Here is a 14,315-nt window from a genome sequence, read left to right as displayed (position 1 = left end):
AGGAAATATGCGGCCCATTATTAAATCCCATAAACTGGACAGTGTTTGTTATGACATTCGTGGACCAGTTCATAAGGAAGCCCGCCGCCTAGAAGATGAAGGTCACCGAATCCTCAAGCTCAATATCGGTAATCCGGCCCCGTTCGGATTTGAAGCGCCCGAAGAAATTGTCCGTGATGTGATCCTGAACCTGCCATCTTCTCAAGGTTATTGTGAATCAAAAGGACTGTTCTCGGCGCGTAAAGCCATTGTGCAGCACTATCAAGCGGAAGGCATCCGCGGCATTGATATCGACGATGTATACATCGGTAACGGTGTTTCTGAGCTGATCATGATGTCGATGCAGGGGTTATTGAATACCGATGATGAAGTGTTACTGCCCTCGCCTGACTACCCACTGTGGACTGCTGCAGTAAACTTAGCGGGCGGCAAAGCGCGTCATTACATTTGTGATGAAGAGGCCGATTGGTTCCCCGACATCGACGATATCAAAAGCAAAATTACACCGCGTACCCGTGGCATTGTGATTATTAACCCGAATAACCCGACTGGCGCCGTTTATAGCCGTGAATTGTTATTGGAAATCGTCGAACTGTGTCGTCAGCACGATCTGATTTTGTTCTCCGACGAAATCTACGACCGCATTCTGTACGATGGTGTGAAACATACCCACGCCGCCAGTTTGTCATCCGACATTCTGACCGTGACGTTTAACGGATTATCAAAAATCTACCGTGCAGCGGGTTTCCGTATCGGCTGGATGGTGCTCAGCGGTAACTTAAAAGGCGCTAAAAGCTACATCGAAGGCTTAGAAATGCTGTCATCGATGCGTCTGTGTGCCAACGTACCCAACCAACACGCGATTCAAACCGCATTGGGCGGCTATCAAAGTATCAATGAGTTAGTCGCCCCTGAAGGACGCTTGACCATTCAACGCGATACGGTTTACGAACTGCTGAATCAGATCCCTGGCGTGAGCGTGAAAAAACCTAAAGGTGCGTTGTATGCGTTTCCTAAGCTAGATGCTAAACGCTTTAGCCTGCGGGATGATGAACGGTTAGTGCTTGATCTGCTGCGGGAGAAGAAAATCCTACTAGTACATGGCACCGCTTTTAACTGGGCGCAGCCAGATCATATGCGCGTGGTATTTCTGCCATACAAAGAAGACTTACAACGCGCGTTGTTTGCCTTTGGTGACTTCCTCAGTAACTACCATCAATAATCGTTGTTGATTGTTGTGCGAAGCCGTCATGATTGACGGCTTTTTTGTTGGTGGCGCCTGTATTTTTAAGCTGATTAGCGTACAGTTAAACAGCTATCTTGTTGTTAATCATGCTGTAAAGGAATGCTATGAGTCACTTTTTTGCCCACCTCGCACGGATGAAATTGATCCAGCGTTGGCCGTTAATGCACAACATCCGCAAGGAAAATGTACAGGAACATTCACTACAAGTTGCTACCGTTGCGCATATACTCGCCATCATTGCCAACAAAAAATTTGCAGGCAAATTTGTACCAGAAAAAGCCGCTACCATGGCGATTTATCACGATGCTAGCGAAGTGCTGACCGGCGATTTGCCAACACCTGTGAAGTATTTCAACAAAGATATTGAGGTCGAATACAAAAAGATTGAAGCCATTGCCGAACAACGTCTGCTGAGTATGTTGCCAGAAGAGTTTCAAGATGAGTTTCGCTCACTGCTACTCAGTGAAGACGCAGACCCTGAATACAAAGCCTTAGTAAAATCAGCCGACACCTTATGTGCCTATTTAAAATGTTTGGAAGAGATCCATGCGGGCAACAACGAGTTTAAGTCCGCCAAAGTAAGACTTGAAAGCATGTTAGATGACAATCCGCTGCAAGCGGTTGCCTATTTCCGTGAACACTTTATTCCAAGCTTTACCTTAGATTTGGATCAGATAAACCAACTGTTATAGGAGTACCTCCCGTGGAGCAATGGCAGCAGCGTCAACAAACGGCACAACCGCCACGGCGGCATGATTTGCGCTCTGCATATCAACGCGATCGTGCCCGCATCATGCACTCCGCCGCCTTCAGACGTCTGCAAGCCAAAACGCAAGTGCTCGGTGTCGGCATGAACGATTTCTATCGCACGCGCTTGACCCACTCGTTAGAAGTCGCACAAATTGGTACCGGCATTGCGGCGCAACTGCAGGCCGAGTTTGCCGAAGTTAGGCCGTTAATTGATTCGATGAGTTTGATTGAAGCCTTGTGCTTTGCCCACGATATCGGCCATCCACCATTTGGACATGGCGGTGAAATCGCACTTAACTACATGATGCGAGAACACAGCGGCTTTGAAGGCAACGGCCAAACATTGCGGATTTTGGCAAAGCTCGAACCTTATACTGAACACTTCGGCATGAATCTCACCCGTCGCACGCTGCTGGGAATTATGAAATATCCCGCCTTAGCCGCTACGCTGCAAAACTATAGCGCTGCGCCGAAGTTGGATAGCTTTCGCCAGCTTAAGCCGCAGCAATGGCCTGCAGTCAAAGGCATCTTTGATATTGATAGTGATGTGTACGATTGGGTGTTAGCCCCGCTCAATAACGCCGACCGCGACGCCTTCTCCGCGATTACCACCATGCCAGTCGGGCAACACCACCGCAGCCAACATAAGTCATTTGATTGTACCGTCATGGAGTTAGCCGACGATATCGCCTACGCGGTGCATGACTTGGAAGATGCGATTGTGATGGGCATTATCACCCGTGATCATTGGCAGGAGTTTGTGCGGCCACAAGCCAGCAATATTGCTGATAGTTGGCTGACGGAACAACTGCCCGCGATTGAATCCCAACTATTTTCGGCCAAACATCATCTGCGTAAAGATGCTATCGGCACGTTAGTCAACGCGCTTGTTACTGCAACGGTGTGTGTGTCACTGCCGCAATTTGATGAACCATTATTACGTTACCGCGCACAACTGACGCCTAGCCACGCCGCGTTACTAGAGATCTTTAAGCAGTTTGTATTGCGTTATGTGATTAAAAAGCCAGAAGTGCAGATGATTGAATACAAAGGGCAACAGATTGTGATGGAGTTGTTTGATGCCCTCGCCTCTGATCCGGCGCGACTATTACCGAGCAACACCAAACAACGTTGGTTTGTAGCCGAAGAACAACATCAAGGCGCACGCGTTATTGCCGACTATATTGCAGGCATGACCGACGAGTTTGCCGCCAGATTACACCAACAACTTTTTAGTGCACGTAGTATCCATATGATGGAATTCGGCGCCCAGTAAAAACAACAACGCCCGATGATGATATCGGGCGCAGAGATATTTTGGCAAATGGCGGACGTTATAGATTTGGGAATAAGCCTTTTACACCGGCAGCCATGACTTCAATACCGATAGACAACATCAACAGCCCCATTAAACGGGTGATCACGTTAATCCCAGTTTTGCCAAGCACTTTATTGATGGCTGGCGCGATTTTGAATAGGCCGTAGCTTAACGCACCAAACACAACAACGATCAGTGACATCATGATCAAGTTTAACCAACCGCCATGCTCAGCTGCGAACACGATCACCGAACTAATCGCACCCGGCCCAGCCATTAATGGTAACGCTAATGGTACAACGGCCACGGAGTCCATCACCGATGCTTCGCGGTCTTCCTCTTTGTTGCGTTTTACTTCACTGAGTTTACCTTGCAACATCGACATGGCGATAATCGCAATCAAGGTGCCGCCAGCGATACGAAATGCCGACAATGAAATACTGAACAAGTTAAGGATGTGCTGGCCTGCGACCATGGTACAGAGCAATATCACTACAACAGAAAAATTGGCGACTCTTGCGGTATGGTCACGTTCAGCGGCCGTTTGGTGACTCGTAAGGCTAATAAAAACGGGCAATAGACCGACGGGGTTAATAATGGCCACTAAGCCAAAAAAGAACTTCACATACAGCATCAAATCCACTTTTTTTACTCGCCTATTATCACGTAACGTATTGTGGGACACACATTTTTAGGAGGCGTAATTTACTCTGATTTTCATACGCCACAAAATGAGTTTTTTTAACAGTTTGCCTCTAAAAAAGTTATGCATCAGCGGCCGTTTTACCAGTCACTACTTTAGTGCATCTTGTAGCTCTAAATGTAATTAAATTACATTTGTTGGCAAATCTTGCGGTTGATAACAGTTTTTAATCAGTTTAAGTTGTAAAAATATTCCAACTGAGAGAGGTTAACCAAGTCTACCTGAGGTAGCTTTGATTAATTTTTTTTACAGGACTTACATTATGAAAGTTACCAACACCGAAGAGCTAAACAGCTTACTCGAGCGCGTTACCGCCGCACAAGTCAAGTTTAGTAGCTACAGCCAACAACAGGTGGACCGTATTTTCCGTGCTGCCGCCCTCGCCGCCGCCGATGCGCGAATTCCATTGGCACAGCAAGCCGCGGCCGAAACAGGTATGGGCTTGGTGGAAGATAAGGTGATCAAAAACCACTTTGCATCTGAGTATATCTATAACAAATACAAAGACACCAAAACCTGTGACATTCTCGAAGAGGATGAGACCTTCGGCACCATCACCATTGCCGAACCGGTGGGTATTATCTGTGGCATTATCCCGACTACTAACCCAACCTCTACTGCCATCTTTAAATCACTGATGGCGTTAAAAACCCGTAATGCCATTGTGTTTTCCCCTCACCCACGCGCCAAAGCATCCACCGTTGCAGCAGCAAAGCTAGTGCTGGATGCAGCAGTAGCCGCGGGTGCACCGAAAGACATTATTGGCTGGATCGATGAGCCTAGCGTTGAATTATCCAATCAACTGATGACTCACCCAAACATCAATCTTATCCTCGCCACCGGCGGCCCGGGCATGGTGAAAGCCGCCTATTCCTCTGGTAAACCCGCTATTGGTGTCGGTGCCGGTAATACGCCCATAGTCATTGACGAAACCGCTGACATTAAACGTGCAGTCAGTTCTATATTGATGTCCAAGACCTTTGATTACGGTGTGGTATGTGCCTCAGAACAAGCAGTGGTCGTCGTTGATGAAGTCTATGACCGCGTAAAAGAACGCTTTGCGAGCCACGGCGCCTATATTCTGGATGCCAAAGAAACAGATGCTGTTCGCGCTGTCATTCTAAAAAACGGTAATCTCAATGCCGCCATTGTAGGCCAAAGCGCCAGTAGAATTGCTGACATGGCTGGTATTAAAGTGCCTAAGTACACCAAGGTGCTTATTGGCGAAGTAACTGCCATCGATAACGATGAAGCATTTGCCCATGAAAAACTATCGCCGCTACTAGGAATGTACCGCGCCATCAACTTTGATGATGCCGTAAATAAAGCGGAAGCATTAGTACAACTGGGCGGTATCGGCCACACATCGGGTCTTTACACCGACCAAGATCGCAACAGCGATCGCGTCCACAGTTTCGGTGCCAGAATGAAAACAGCTCGTATATTGATCAACACTCCAGCGTCCCAAGGCGGTATTGGTGATCTCTATAACTTCAAGCTGGCACCGTCTTTAACGCTAGGTTGCGGCTCATGGGGCGGCAACTCTATCTCCGAAAACGTTGGTCCCTCTCACCTGATCAACAAAAAAACTGTCGCCAAGAGGGCTGAAAACATGCTGTGGCATAAACTCCCGTCATCAATCTATTTCCGTCGTGGTAGTTTGCCTGTCGCCCTTGAAGAATTAGCTGATAAAAAGCGTGCATTAATCGTTACCGACAAGTTCCTATTTAATAATGGTTATGTCGATGAAACTGTCGCTATCTTGAAACGACTCGGCCTTGAAACTGAAGTGTTTTACGATGTTGAAGCCGACCCAACCCTGAGTGTGGTCAAAGCCGGTACTAAGGTTGCGGAAAACTTCCAACCCGATGTATTGATTGCGCTAGGCGGTGGCTCACCAATGGATGCAGCTAAAATCATCTGGGTGATGTATGAACATCCCGACGTTGACTTCTCCGATTTGGCGATGCGCTTTATGGACATTCGTAAACGCATCTACAAATTCCCTAAACTCGGCCGTAAAGCCACGTTAATCGCAGTACCGACCACGTCAGGCACAGGTTCAGAAGTCACGCCATTTGCGGTGGTAACCGATGAAGTTACCGGCACTAAGTACCCTATCGCGGACTACGAACTGACGCCCAATATGGCGATTGTTGACCCGAATTTAGTGATGAACATGCCAAAATCGCTTACTGCATTTGGTGGTGTGGATGCGATTACCCACGCGCTGGAAGCTTATGTCAGTGTAATGGCGAATGAGTTTAGCGATGGTCAAGCATTGCAGGCGTTAGACTTACTATTTGCCTACTTGCCGGAATCCTACGAACTCGGCGCTGATGCGCCAATAGCGCGTGAAAAAGTACACAACGGTGCGACTATCGCTGGTATCGCTTTCGCAAACGCTTTCTTGGGGATCTGTCACTCAATGGCGCACAAACTCGGCGCCGAGTTTCACATTGCTCACGGCTTAGCTAACGCCCTGCTCATTACGAACGTTATTCGTTTTAACGCCACTGATGTGCCAACCAAGCAAGCCGCCTTCAGCCAATATGATCGACCTAAAGCCCTATGCCGTTATGCTGAAATTGCTGACCATCTCAAGCTAGCGAAAGGCAAAAGCGTCAGTGATGAAAAGAAAGTCGCGTTATTGATTGATGCATTGGAAAGCGTCAAAGACCGCCTTGGCATTCCAAAATCGATTCAAGAAGCAGGCGTCAATGAAGCGGACTTTTTGGCTAAAGTTGACAAGCTCGCAGTAGATGCGTTCGATGACCAATGCACTGGTGCCAACCCACGTTACCCGTTGATCAGTGAATTGAAAGAGTTGCTGCTGTGTAGCTTCTACGGCAAAGCCTATAAAGAGTAACGCACTGAGTTAGCGGTTTTAACAATGACAAAGGCCTCAACATGAGGCCTTTGTTTTGTGCTTCAATCCATCAACGTGCAACTTACCACATCAAATCATCAGGAATGACGTAATCTGCATATGGATCATCCTCTTCAACTGCCGTTTCAGGCTGATTCTCTGCGGCTGTCCACAAGTAACCACACCACGCTGGCACCAACAGATTCACCCGCTCTGCCAGTTTATGCGGCACAACGTAGCTTTTTTCTTCAAAACGTACGATACCCAGGCGGCCATTCAACAACTGTTGCTGTAACTTGTTATCAATAAACAGCGAATGGATTTTGTTTTCTAAGGTAAAGTTGAATTTCAATTCGCCGTCTTTAGGTAAGTTCAGCGCTTGTTTGCGGATTTCGGTCACTAATGAACGAACCAAACCTTTCTCTGTGGCTTCAGCAAAACGCTTTTCGTTTAGTGCCTTATCACGCTCAGCCTGCTCGGCTTTTTGCTGTGCAATTTGTTGCTTAAGTTCACTGCTACCATCATCAACTTTGGCTTTACGGTCACGTTTTTTTTGGGTTTTAACGTCACGCATCTTTTGCTTGCTCGCCAGACCAGCTTTAAGCAATTGATCTTGTAGTGCATTCGCCATGGTTTATTCTCCGTTCAAAATCGATTGGTGAATAGCCTCAAGCGCGGCTAATGGATCTGCTGCCTGAGTGATGGGACGACCAATGACTAAATAGTCCGAACCCGCAGCCAAGGCTTTGCTTGGTGTCATGATACGTTTCTGATCGCCGATGTCAGCGCCTACTGGGCGAATCCCAGGAGTAACCAGTTTAAAATCTTCGCCTAATGTCGATTTTAGCAAACTGGCTTCTTGCGCTGAGCACACCACACCGTCGAGTCCAGCTTGCTGAGTCAACTTAGCCAAACGTAATACGTGTTCTTGCGCAGTAGCGTTGATGCCGAGCAGTTGTAACTCTTCATTGCTCATTGATGTTAGTACCGTTACCGCAATCAACAGTGGCGCGTTGTCACCGTATGGCAGCAAGGCTTTTTTAGCCGCTTGCATCATAGCGAGGCCGCCACTGGCATGCACGTTAACCATCCACACGCCGAGTTCCGCCGCTGCAGCAACCGCTTTAGCCACCGTGTTAGGAATGTCATGAAACTTTAGGTCTAAAAACAGATCAAAGCCGCGATTATGGATGTCTTTAACCAACTCAGGGCCGAAAAGAGTGAACATCTCTTTACCAACCTTCAAGCGGCAGAGCGCGGGGTCCAATTTATCAACTAGCTGTAAGGCCTTAAATTTATTGTCAAAATCTAGTGCGACAACAATAGGTTTTTCGGTCATGTGAACTCCATAAGTTAGACGGCTACTCGCCATCTAGCCCTTTGATATGTTTAATGCTGCCCCAATTTTTACAAGATGGACAATGCCAATACAGTGTGTGGGATGGGAAACCACATTCACTACAACGATAAATAGGTCGCGAACGGATCTGCTGCCCAACCAGTTTTTCTAGCATGGCTAGGCTATCTCTCGCCTGCCCCGGCTCGGCCTGCTGCAATTGCATCTTCATCAAAAACTGGAAACCGCGCATGGTTGGATGGCGATAGAGATTGTCCAAAATCAGTGATTCGGCGGCTTTGATATCACCGTCTTCAACCAACAGCTTGGCTAATGCAATGATGACCGATGCGCCAGCACCATTGTCGACCGCTTTAGACAGACGACGTTTTAGGTTGGCGCTATCTTTGGTGGCCTCGGCAAGGCGCAATGCATCATCCAGCGCATCAACGGCAAGTTCTGGGACTTTTTCAATAAGTTGATCTAGCAGTTGCGCTGCATCGTTAAACTGTTGCTCGGCCAAATATAATTTGAGCAACGCCAACATAGCACGGCCGCAGCTTGGGTCGTTTTTTAGCGCTTGGCGCAACAGCGACAATTTTTGCGTATTAGCCTTAGCTTCATCTGCCAACTGGCAATAGAAATGCGCCAGAACAGGCTTGAGCGTTTGCTGGCGTTTCCTAGGTAATTTACGAATGATGTCGATGGCTTTCTGCCAATCTTTGGTCATTTCGTAAATAGAAATAAGTTGGTCCTCAGCTTCTTCGGAATGATCGTCCAGCAGCACCAAGTTGAGAAATATCTCTTCAGCGCGATCATAGAAGCCCGCAGCCAGAAAATCCTTACCAAGTTCCATCATGGCTAAGTCGCGTTGTTCATTGAGCAATGACGGACGCGCGATGAGGTTTTGATGAATACGAATGGCACGGTCCACTTCACCGCGTTTGCGAAATAGTGAGCCGAGCGAAAGATGGGTGTCGATGGTTTCGTCATCGACATCAAGCATGCTAATGAACAGGTCCACGGCTTTGTCTGATTCATTAGACAACAAAAAATTGAGCCCAGCGAAATAGTCGCGGCTCAGCTGCTTTTGCTGTGATGACTGTTTCTGCCGGAGATTGCGACGTCCCATGTACCAACCATAGGCCACGGCAACGGGCAACAGCAGAAAAAACAGCTCTAGCATTTAGCTGTTTAACTCCTGTTGGGCTGACTCTAGCGACATTAGGCGACGACGAGCGCGTTTCAGCGAGAGTTTTAGCCGCAGAATATAGGCAAATGCCACAATCCAACAACTAACGAAGCCAGCAAAAAATACCACAGCTAATACAAATGGCAGCCGATATTCGCCCTGAACCACGAAGTAATTGATGGTGACCAATTGCTCGTTACGTGCACCAAAAATCAGCGCCACAATAAACAGCAGAGCGACAATAACAGTGACAATAAAAGACTTCACTCAATGCTCCCATAACTGAATTCAATTAGCTGATTATCCAGTAAATTGGCGGTTGCTACCAGTGTTGAACCGCTTGGGCTATAAAAAAAGCCCCCTATAGGAGGCTTTTTATACAAAGAGAAATTAGCCAATCGCGGCATCAACTCTTTCACGCAACTCTTTACCTGGCTTAAAGTGTGGTACGTACTTACCATCCAGCTCAACAGAGGTTCCTGTTTTTGGATTGCGACCCACACGAGGTGCACGATAATGCAGAGAGAAACTACCGAAACCACGGATCTCAATACGATCACCGATTTCTAATGTTTTCGCCATTTGCTCCAACATCTCTTTTACGGCACTTTCAACATCTTTTGCTGACAACAGCGATTGGGTCTCAGCAAGCTTTTCGATAAGTTCGGATTTTGTCATCCTAATCACCCCTTGATTTAAGCCAAACAAAATTAGCCTTTTATGGGAAGCGCTAAGCGCTTCCCAATCGGCAGGCTACTTATTTACGAGCCGCTTTGAACGCTTCAGCCATTGCGTTACCGATAACAGCTTCTTCCTGTTTGTTCAGGTTAGCCATTACTTCTTTTTCTTCTGCTTCGTCTTTAGCACGAATAGACAGAGAAACGTTACGGTTCTTACGGTCTACGCCCATGAATTTAGCTTCAACAGCGTCGCCAACGTTGAATTCTGCAGATGCATCTTCAACGTGTTCGCGGCTGATATCAGCAACACGGATGTAACCTTCAACAGCGTCAGCCAGTTCTACAGTTACGCCTTTCGCGTCAACAGCTGTAACAGTACCAGTTACAATAGAACCTTTCTTCTTGTCTGCCAAGTAAGCGTTGAATGGATCGTCTTCAGTTTGTTTCACGCCCAAGCTGATACGCTCACGTTCTGGGTCAACTGACAATACAACGGCAGTGATTTCATCACCTTTTTTGTATTCGCCAACTGCTTCTTCGCCAGCTGCATTCCAAGAAATGTCAGACAGGTGAACCAGACCGTCAATACCGCCGTCCAGACCGATGAAGATACCGAAGTCAGTGATAGACTTGATCTTACCAGTTACTTTGTCGCCTTTAGCGAAGCGGTTTGCGAAATCTTCCCATGGGTTAGTCTTACATTGTTTCAGACCCAGAGAGATACGACGACGTTCTTCGTCGATATCCAGCACCAGAACTTCAACTTCATCGCCCAAGCTAACAACTTTAGATGGGTGGATGTTCTTGTTAGTCCAATCCATTTCAGATACGTGAACCAGACCTTCAACGCCTTCTTCGATTTCTACGAAGCAGCCATAATCAGTCAGGTTAGTAACGCGACCAGTCAAACGAGTGTTTTCTGGGTAGCGTTTGCTGATTTCCAACCATGGGTCTTCGCCCAGTTGTTTCAGACCCAGTGATACGCGAGTACGTTCACGGTCATATTTCAGCACTTTAACTTCGATTTCATCACCAACGTTAACGATTTCTGATGGATGCTTAACGCGTTTCCATGCCATATCGGTGATGTGCAGCAGGCCGTCAACACCGCCCAGATCTACGAACGCGCCGTAGTCGGTCAGGTTCTTAACGATACCTTTAACAGATTGACCTTCCTGCAGGTTTTCCAGCAGAGCATCGCGCTCAGCACTGCTTTCAGATTCAATAACAGCGCGGCGAGAAACCACTACGTTGTTACGTTTCTGATCCAGTTTGATAACCTTGAATTCCAGCTCTTTGTTTTCCAGGTGAGCAGTGTCGCGAACTGGGCGAACGTCAACCAGAGAACCAGGCAAGAATGCACGGATACCGTTCAACTCAACAGTGAAACCGCCTTTAACTTTGCCGTTGATAACGCCGATAACAGTTTCGTTATCTTCGTAAGCTTTTTCCAGAACGATCCAAGCTTCGTGACGTTTAGCTTTTTCGCGAGACAGTTGAGTCTCACCAAAGCCGTCTTCAACGCTATCCAGCGCTACGTCAACTTCATCACCAACAGCGATTTCCAATTCACCTTGAGCGTTTTTGAATTGCTCAGCTGGGATTGGGCTTTCAGATTTCAGACCGGCGTCAACCAGTACTACACCGTTTTCGATGGCAACAACAGTACCACGAACGATAGAACCTGGGCGGAATTCCAGTTGTTGAAGGGATTGTTCAAACAGATCAGCAAAAGATTCAGTCATGTGTATTAACTTAATTTAAAAGCCATGCTACGTCCTGAACATGGGGTTATGTATATAATTCATCAAATCCTTTTGATGAATACCAAAAACTACAGGTGTCTATACACCTGTAGCAGATAGCTTTTCTTCGATGTATTTAAGTGCTTGCGCAAATACATCTTCGATAGCGAGACCGGTTGTGTCGATAAGGAACGCATCTTCCGCTGGCACAAGTGGTGCCACAGCTCGATTCATGTCCCTGAAATCACGGTCTTTAATCTCGCTTAAAAGGGTGTCGATATTAACATCAAAGCCCTTGTCTCGCAACTGATTATAGCGGCGCTGGGCGCGTTCTTCCGCCGAAGCAGTTAAAAATAATTTAGCCGGTGCGGTGGGAAACACTATGGTGCCCATATCACGACCATCGGCAATTAAACCTGGCTCAACTCTAAAGGCACGTTGACGGCGTAACAACGCTTCACGCACACGAGGAAATACCGCTACGCGAGAGGCAGCGTCTGAGCACTCTTGAGAGCGAATACTGTGTGTAACGTCTTCACCTTCAAGGATAATTTTTGACGATTCGGTTTCTGATGCTGCAAAAAACTGCACATCTAAATGTGAAGCCAATAAGGTAATAGCTTCTTCATTATCTAATTCTACGTTGTGATGAAGAGCCGCTAGCGCGAGTACTCGGTAGATCGCACCACTATCCAGAAACTTCCAACCAAGATGGCTGGCAAGTAGCTGACTAATCGTTCCCTTCCCTGCACCGCTAGGACCATCAATGGTGACGACAGGCGCCCGATCAGACATACATTCCTCCAAATAATTGTCTTTCTGGTGAGCTGAAGAGTCAGCGCCCAGAATTTCGCGGTCGACATTATATATCAAGATCGCGGTTAACGTCGGCGAATTTTAGCAAACATGTGATTAAGTGCCGAAGGCTTCGGCACTTAAAGAAAAACTACCGACTCGCAAGTAGTTGAAATTGGGCGAAGTAATCAGGGAAAGTTTTAGATGTGCAGTCAGGATCGTTAATAGTGACGCCAGCTTCACTAAATGCCGCCAGTGAAAAACACATCGCCATACGATGATCATTATAGGTATCAATGGCCGCATGTTTGATCTTGGACGGTGGCGTGATGCGGATAAAATCTTCACCTTCTTCAACGGTCGCACCTACTTTACGCAACTCTGTCGCCATCGCCGCTAAGCGGTCGGTTTCTTTAATGCGCCAGTTATAGATGTTGGTTAGCTGAGTGTCACCTTCGGCAAAAAGTGCGGCGGTGGCAATGGTCATAGCAGCATCCGGAATATGGTTCATGTCCATATCAATGCCATGCAACTTGCTACCACGAGCAATAATGTAATCATCGCCCCATTCGATATCAGCGCCCATTGCTGCCAAGGCATCAGCAAACTTCACATCACCTTGAATACTTTGTTTGCCAACACCCGTGACTTTTACTTCACCGCCTGCAATAGCACCGGCGGCTAAGAAATAAGAAGCCGATGACGCATCACCTTCAACCAGTAAATCCCCCGGTGCAATGTACTGTTGCTGACCTTTTACGCTAAAGCGCTGATATTGATGGTTAGTGACAGTAACACCGAACTTTTCCATTAGCGCTAGCGTGATATCGATGTAAGGTTTAGATACCAGTTCGCCGACGACTTCAATTGCTACATCGTCTTTTGCTAACGGCGCGACCATCAACAATGCGGTCAAAAACTGGCTTGAAAGTGCACCGGAAATTTTCACAGTGCCACCATTTAGGCCAGAGCCGATAACTTTAACCGGTGGAAAACCATCATTTTTGAGGTATTCAACCTTGGCGCCAATCTGCGCAATGGCGTCAACCAGATCTTTGATTGGTCGCTCTTCCATACGCGGTTCGCCGGTCAACTCGAACTCGCCAGTCCCCAAGGTTAATGCCGCACACAAAGGCCGCATCGCCGTGCCAGCGTTACCAAGAAATAACGTCAACGCTTGTTGGCTACTAAATGGCCCAGCATTACCCACCACGGTACAACTTCTGGCTTCAATATTACGTTGATAGCTGATCCCCAACTGCGACAGCGCATTCAGCATATGGCTGATGTCATCGGAATCTAACAGATTGGTTAAGGTCGTAGTGCCTTTGGCTAAAGCCGCCAACAATAAGGCACGATTTGAGATGCTCTTAGAGCCCGGAATGTTCACTTCGCCGTTGACGCGGAAGACTTGGTTCAGTTGTAACTGCTTCATAAATTTAGTTCTTTTAAGTGCCGCTGATGTTTATACCCATAAACATCGCTGATGATGAATTAATGATTTTGCTCAGTTAGCATTTAATTTAAACGCCTAAAAATTGATAATGCGGGTTACTCGAATTGCGTCTTCGTGCTGTTAAAGTAACTGAATAGCGGCTCAATTCAATCATTTTTTGTAATAGCCAAGCATTACAGCGCAAAAATTAAGCAGTGACGAATTTATTCGCTATACGGCAACAGA

At 47.1% G+C, this 14,315-nt stretch carries 13 protein-coding genes; 4 read left to right on the top strand and 9 right to left on the bottom strand.

Features of this window, described 5'->3' with window-relative positions:
• The first annotated feature begins 7 nt into the window (after positions 1–7).
• From L9G74_RS15945 to L9G74_RS15935, 3 genes are all read left to right on the top strand, one after another.
• The gene (locus L9G74_RS15945; protein WP_238897399.1) at positions 8–1,222 is read left to right on the top strand and encodes a pyridoxal phosphate-dependent aminotransferase; all 1,215 of its coding nucleotides are present in this window, start codon (positions 8–10) and stop codon (positions 1,220–1,222) included.
• Positions 1,223–1,350: 128 nt separating this feature from the next.
• Positions 1,351–1,938 carry a 5'-deoxynucleotidase gene (gene yfbR / locus L9G74_RS15940; protein WP_238897398.1) on the top strand — a complete coding sequence of 196 codons (588 nt, stop codon included), beginning with the start codon at positions 1,351–1,353 and terminating at the stop codon, positions 1,936–1,938.
• 11 nt (positions 1,939–1,949) lie between these two features.
• Complete coding sequence (locus tag L9G74_RS15935; RefSeq protein ID WP_238897397.1) at positions 1,950–3,272, top strand: anti-phage deoxyguanosine triphosphatase; 1,323 nt, start codon at positions 1,950–1,952, stop codon at positions 3,270–3,272.
• Positions 3,273–3,330: 58 nt separating this feature from the next.
• On the opposite strand, the gene L9G74_RS15930 is transcribed toward L9G74_RS15935, so the two are convergent.
• On the bottom strand, positions 3,331–3,957 hold the full coding sequence (locus L9G74_RS15930; RefSeq protein ID WP_238897396.1) for a YchE family NAAT transporter: 627 nt from the start codon (positions 3,955–3,957) through the stop codon (positions 3,331–3,333).
• Between the two features lie 322 nt (positions 3,958–4,279).
• On the opposite strand from L9G74_RS15930, the gene adhE reads away from it, so the two are divergent.
• A complete protein-coding gene (gene adhE / locus L9G74_RS15925; protein ID WP_238897395.1) occupies positions 4,280–6,886 on the top strand; it encodes a bifunctional acetaldehyde-CoA/alcohol dehydrogenase in 2,607 nt (868 codons plus the stop codon).
• Positions 6,887–6,968: 82 nt separating this feature from the next.
• Here adhE and L9G74_RS15920 read toward each other — a convergent pair whose 3' ends face one another.
• The 8 genes from L9G74_RS15920 to aroA all read right to left on the bottom strand — a co-directional run bounded on the left by L9G74_RS15920 (position 6,969) and on the right by aroA (position 14,069).
• Positions 6,969–7,517 (bottom strand): DUF2058 domain-containing protein, encoded by a 549-nt coding sequence (locus L9G74_RS15920; RefSeq protein WP_238897394.1) that lies wholly within the window; start codon positions 7,515–7,517, stop codon positions 6,969–6,971.
• Between the two features lie 3 nt (positions 7,518–7,520).
• Positions 7,521–8,225, bottom strand: a complete 705-nt coding sequence (pyrF, locus tag L9G74_RS15915; protein ID WP_238897393.1) for an orotidine-5'-phosphate decarboxylase — start codon at positions 8,223–8,225, stop codon at positions 7,521–7,523.
• Positions 8,226–8,247: 22 nt separating this feature from the next.
• Positions 8,248–9,408 (bottom strand): lipopolysaccharide assembly protein LapB, encoded by a 1,161-nt coding sequence (gene lapB / locus L9G74_RS15910; RefSeq protein ID WP_238897392.1) that lies wholly within the window; start codon positions 9,406–9,408, stop codon positions 8,248–8,250.
• Positions 9,409–9,681 carry a LapA family protein gene (locus L9G74_RS15905; protein ID WP_238897391.1) on the bottom strand — a complete coding sequence of 91 codons (273 nt, stop codon included), beginning with the start codon at positions 9,679–9,681 and terminating at the stop codon, positions 9,409–9,411.
• A gap of 123 nt (positions 9,682–9,804) precedes the next feature.
• A complete protein-coding gene (ihfB, locus tag L9G74_RS15900; protein WP_238897390.1) occupies positions 9,805–10,092 on the bottom strand; it encodes an integration host factor subunit beta in 288 nt (95 codons plus the stop codon).
• A 79-nt stretch (positions 10,093–10,171) separates the two neighbouring features.
• On the bottom strand, positions 10,172–11,839 hold the full coding sequence (gene rpsA, locus L9G74_RS15895; protein WP_238897389.1) for a 30S ribosomal protein S1: 1,668 nt from the start codon (positions 11,837–11,839) through the stop codon (positions 10,172–10,174).
• 99 nt (positions 11,840–11,938) lie between these two features.
• On the bottom strand, positions 11,939–12,634 hold the full coding sequence (gene cmk, locus L9G74_RS15890) for a (d)CMP kinase (protein WP_238897388.1): 696 nt from the start codon (positions 12,632–12,634) through the stop codon (positions 11,939–11,941).
• A gap of 151 nt (positions 12,635–12,785) precedes the next feature.
• Positions 12,786–14,069, bottom strand: a complete 1,284-nt coding sequence (aroA, locus tag L9G74_RS15885) for a 3-phosphoshikimate 1-carboxyvinyltransferase (RefSeq protein WP_238897387.1) — start codon at positions 14,067–14,069, stop codon at positions 12,786–12,788.
• Positions 14,070–14,315 lie beyond the last annotated feature (246 nt).

The sequence above is a fragment of the Shewanella electrica genome (genome assembly GCF_022321485.1).
GTDB classification, from domain to species: Bacteria; Pseudomonadota; Gammaproteobacteria; order Enterobacterales; family Shewanellaceae; genus Shewanella; species Shewanella electrica.
Note: the sequence above shows the minus strand (reverse complement) of the source record. Positions and strands in the feature narration are given on the sequence as shown.

What these genes read in the sequence shown, in the direction of transcription:
- L9G74_RS15945 (WP_238897399.1), top strand. Translation starts at nt 8, where the DNA reads ATGCGGCCCATTATTAAATCCCATAAACTGGACAGTGTTTGTTATGAC.
- yfbR (WP_238897398.1), top strand. Translation starts at nt 1,351, where the DNA reads ATGAGTCACTTTTTTGCCCACCTCGCACGGATGAAATTGATCCAGCGT.
- adhE (WP_238897395.1), top strand. Translation starts at nt 4,280, where the DNA reads ATGAAAGTTACCAACACCGAAGAGCTAAACAGCTTACTCGAGCGCGTT.
- L9G74_RS15920 (WP_238897394.1), bottom strand. Translation starts at nt 7,517, where the DNA reads ATGGCGAATGCACTACAAGATCAATTGCTTAAAGCTGGTCTGGCGAGC.
- pyrF (WP_238897393.1), bottom strand. Translation starts at nt 8,225, where the DNA reads ATGACCGAAAAACCTATTGTTGTCGCACTAGATTTTGACAATAAATTT.
- lapB (WP_238897392.1), bottom strand. Translation starts at nt 9,408, where the DNA reads ATGCTAGAGCTGTTTTTTCTGCTGTTGCCCGTTGCCGTGGCCTATGGT.
- ihfB (WP_238897390.1), bottom strand. Translation starts at nt 10,092, where the DNA reads ATGACAAAATCCGAACTTATCGAAAAGCTTGCTGAGACCCAATCGCTG.
- rpsA (WP_238897389.1), bottom strand. Translation starts at nt 11,839, where the DNA reads ATGACTGAATCTTTTGCTGATCTGTTTGAACAATCCCTTCAACAACTG.
- cmk (WP_238897388.1), bottom strand. Translation starts at nt 12,634, where the DNA reads ATGTCTGATCGGGCGCCTGTCGTCACCATTGATGGTCCTAGCGGTGCA.
- aroA (WP_238897387.1), bottom strand. Translation starts at nt 14,069, where the DNA reads ATGAAGCAGTTACAACTGAACCAAGTCTTCCGCGTCAACGGCGAAGTG.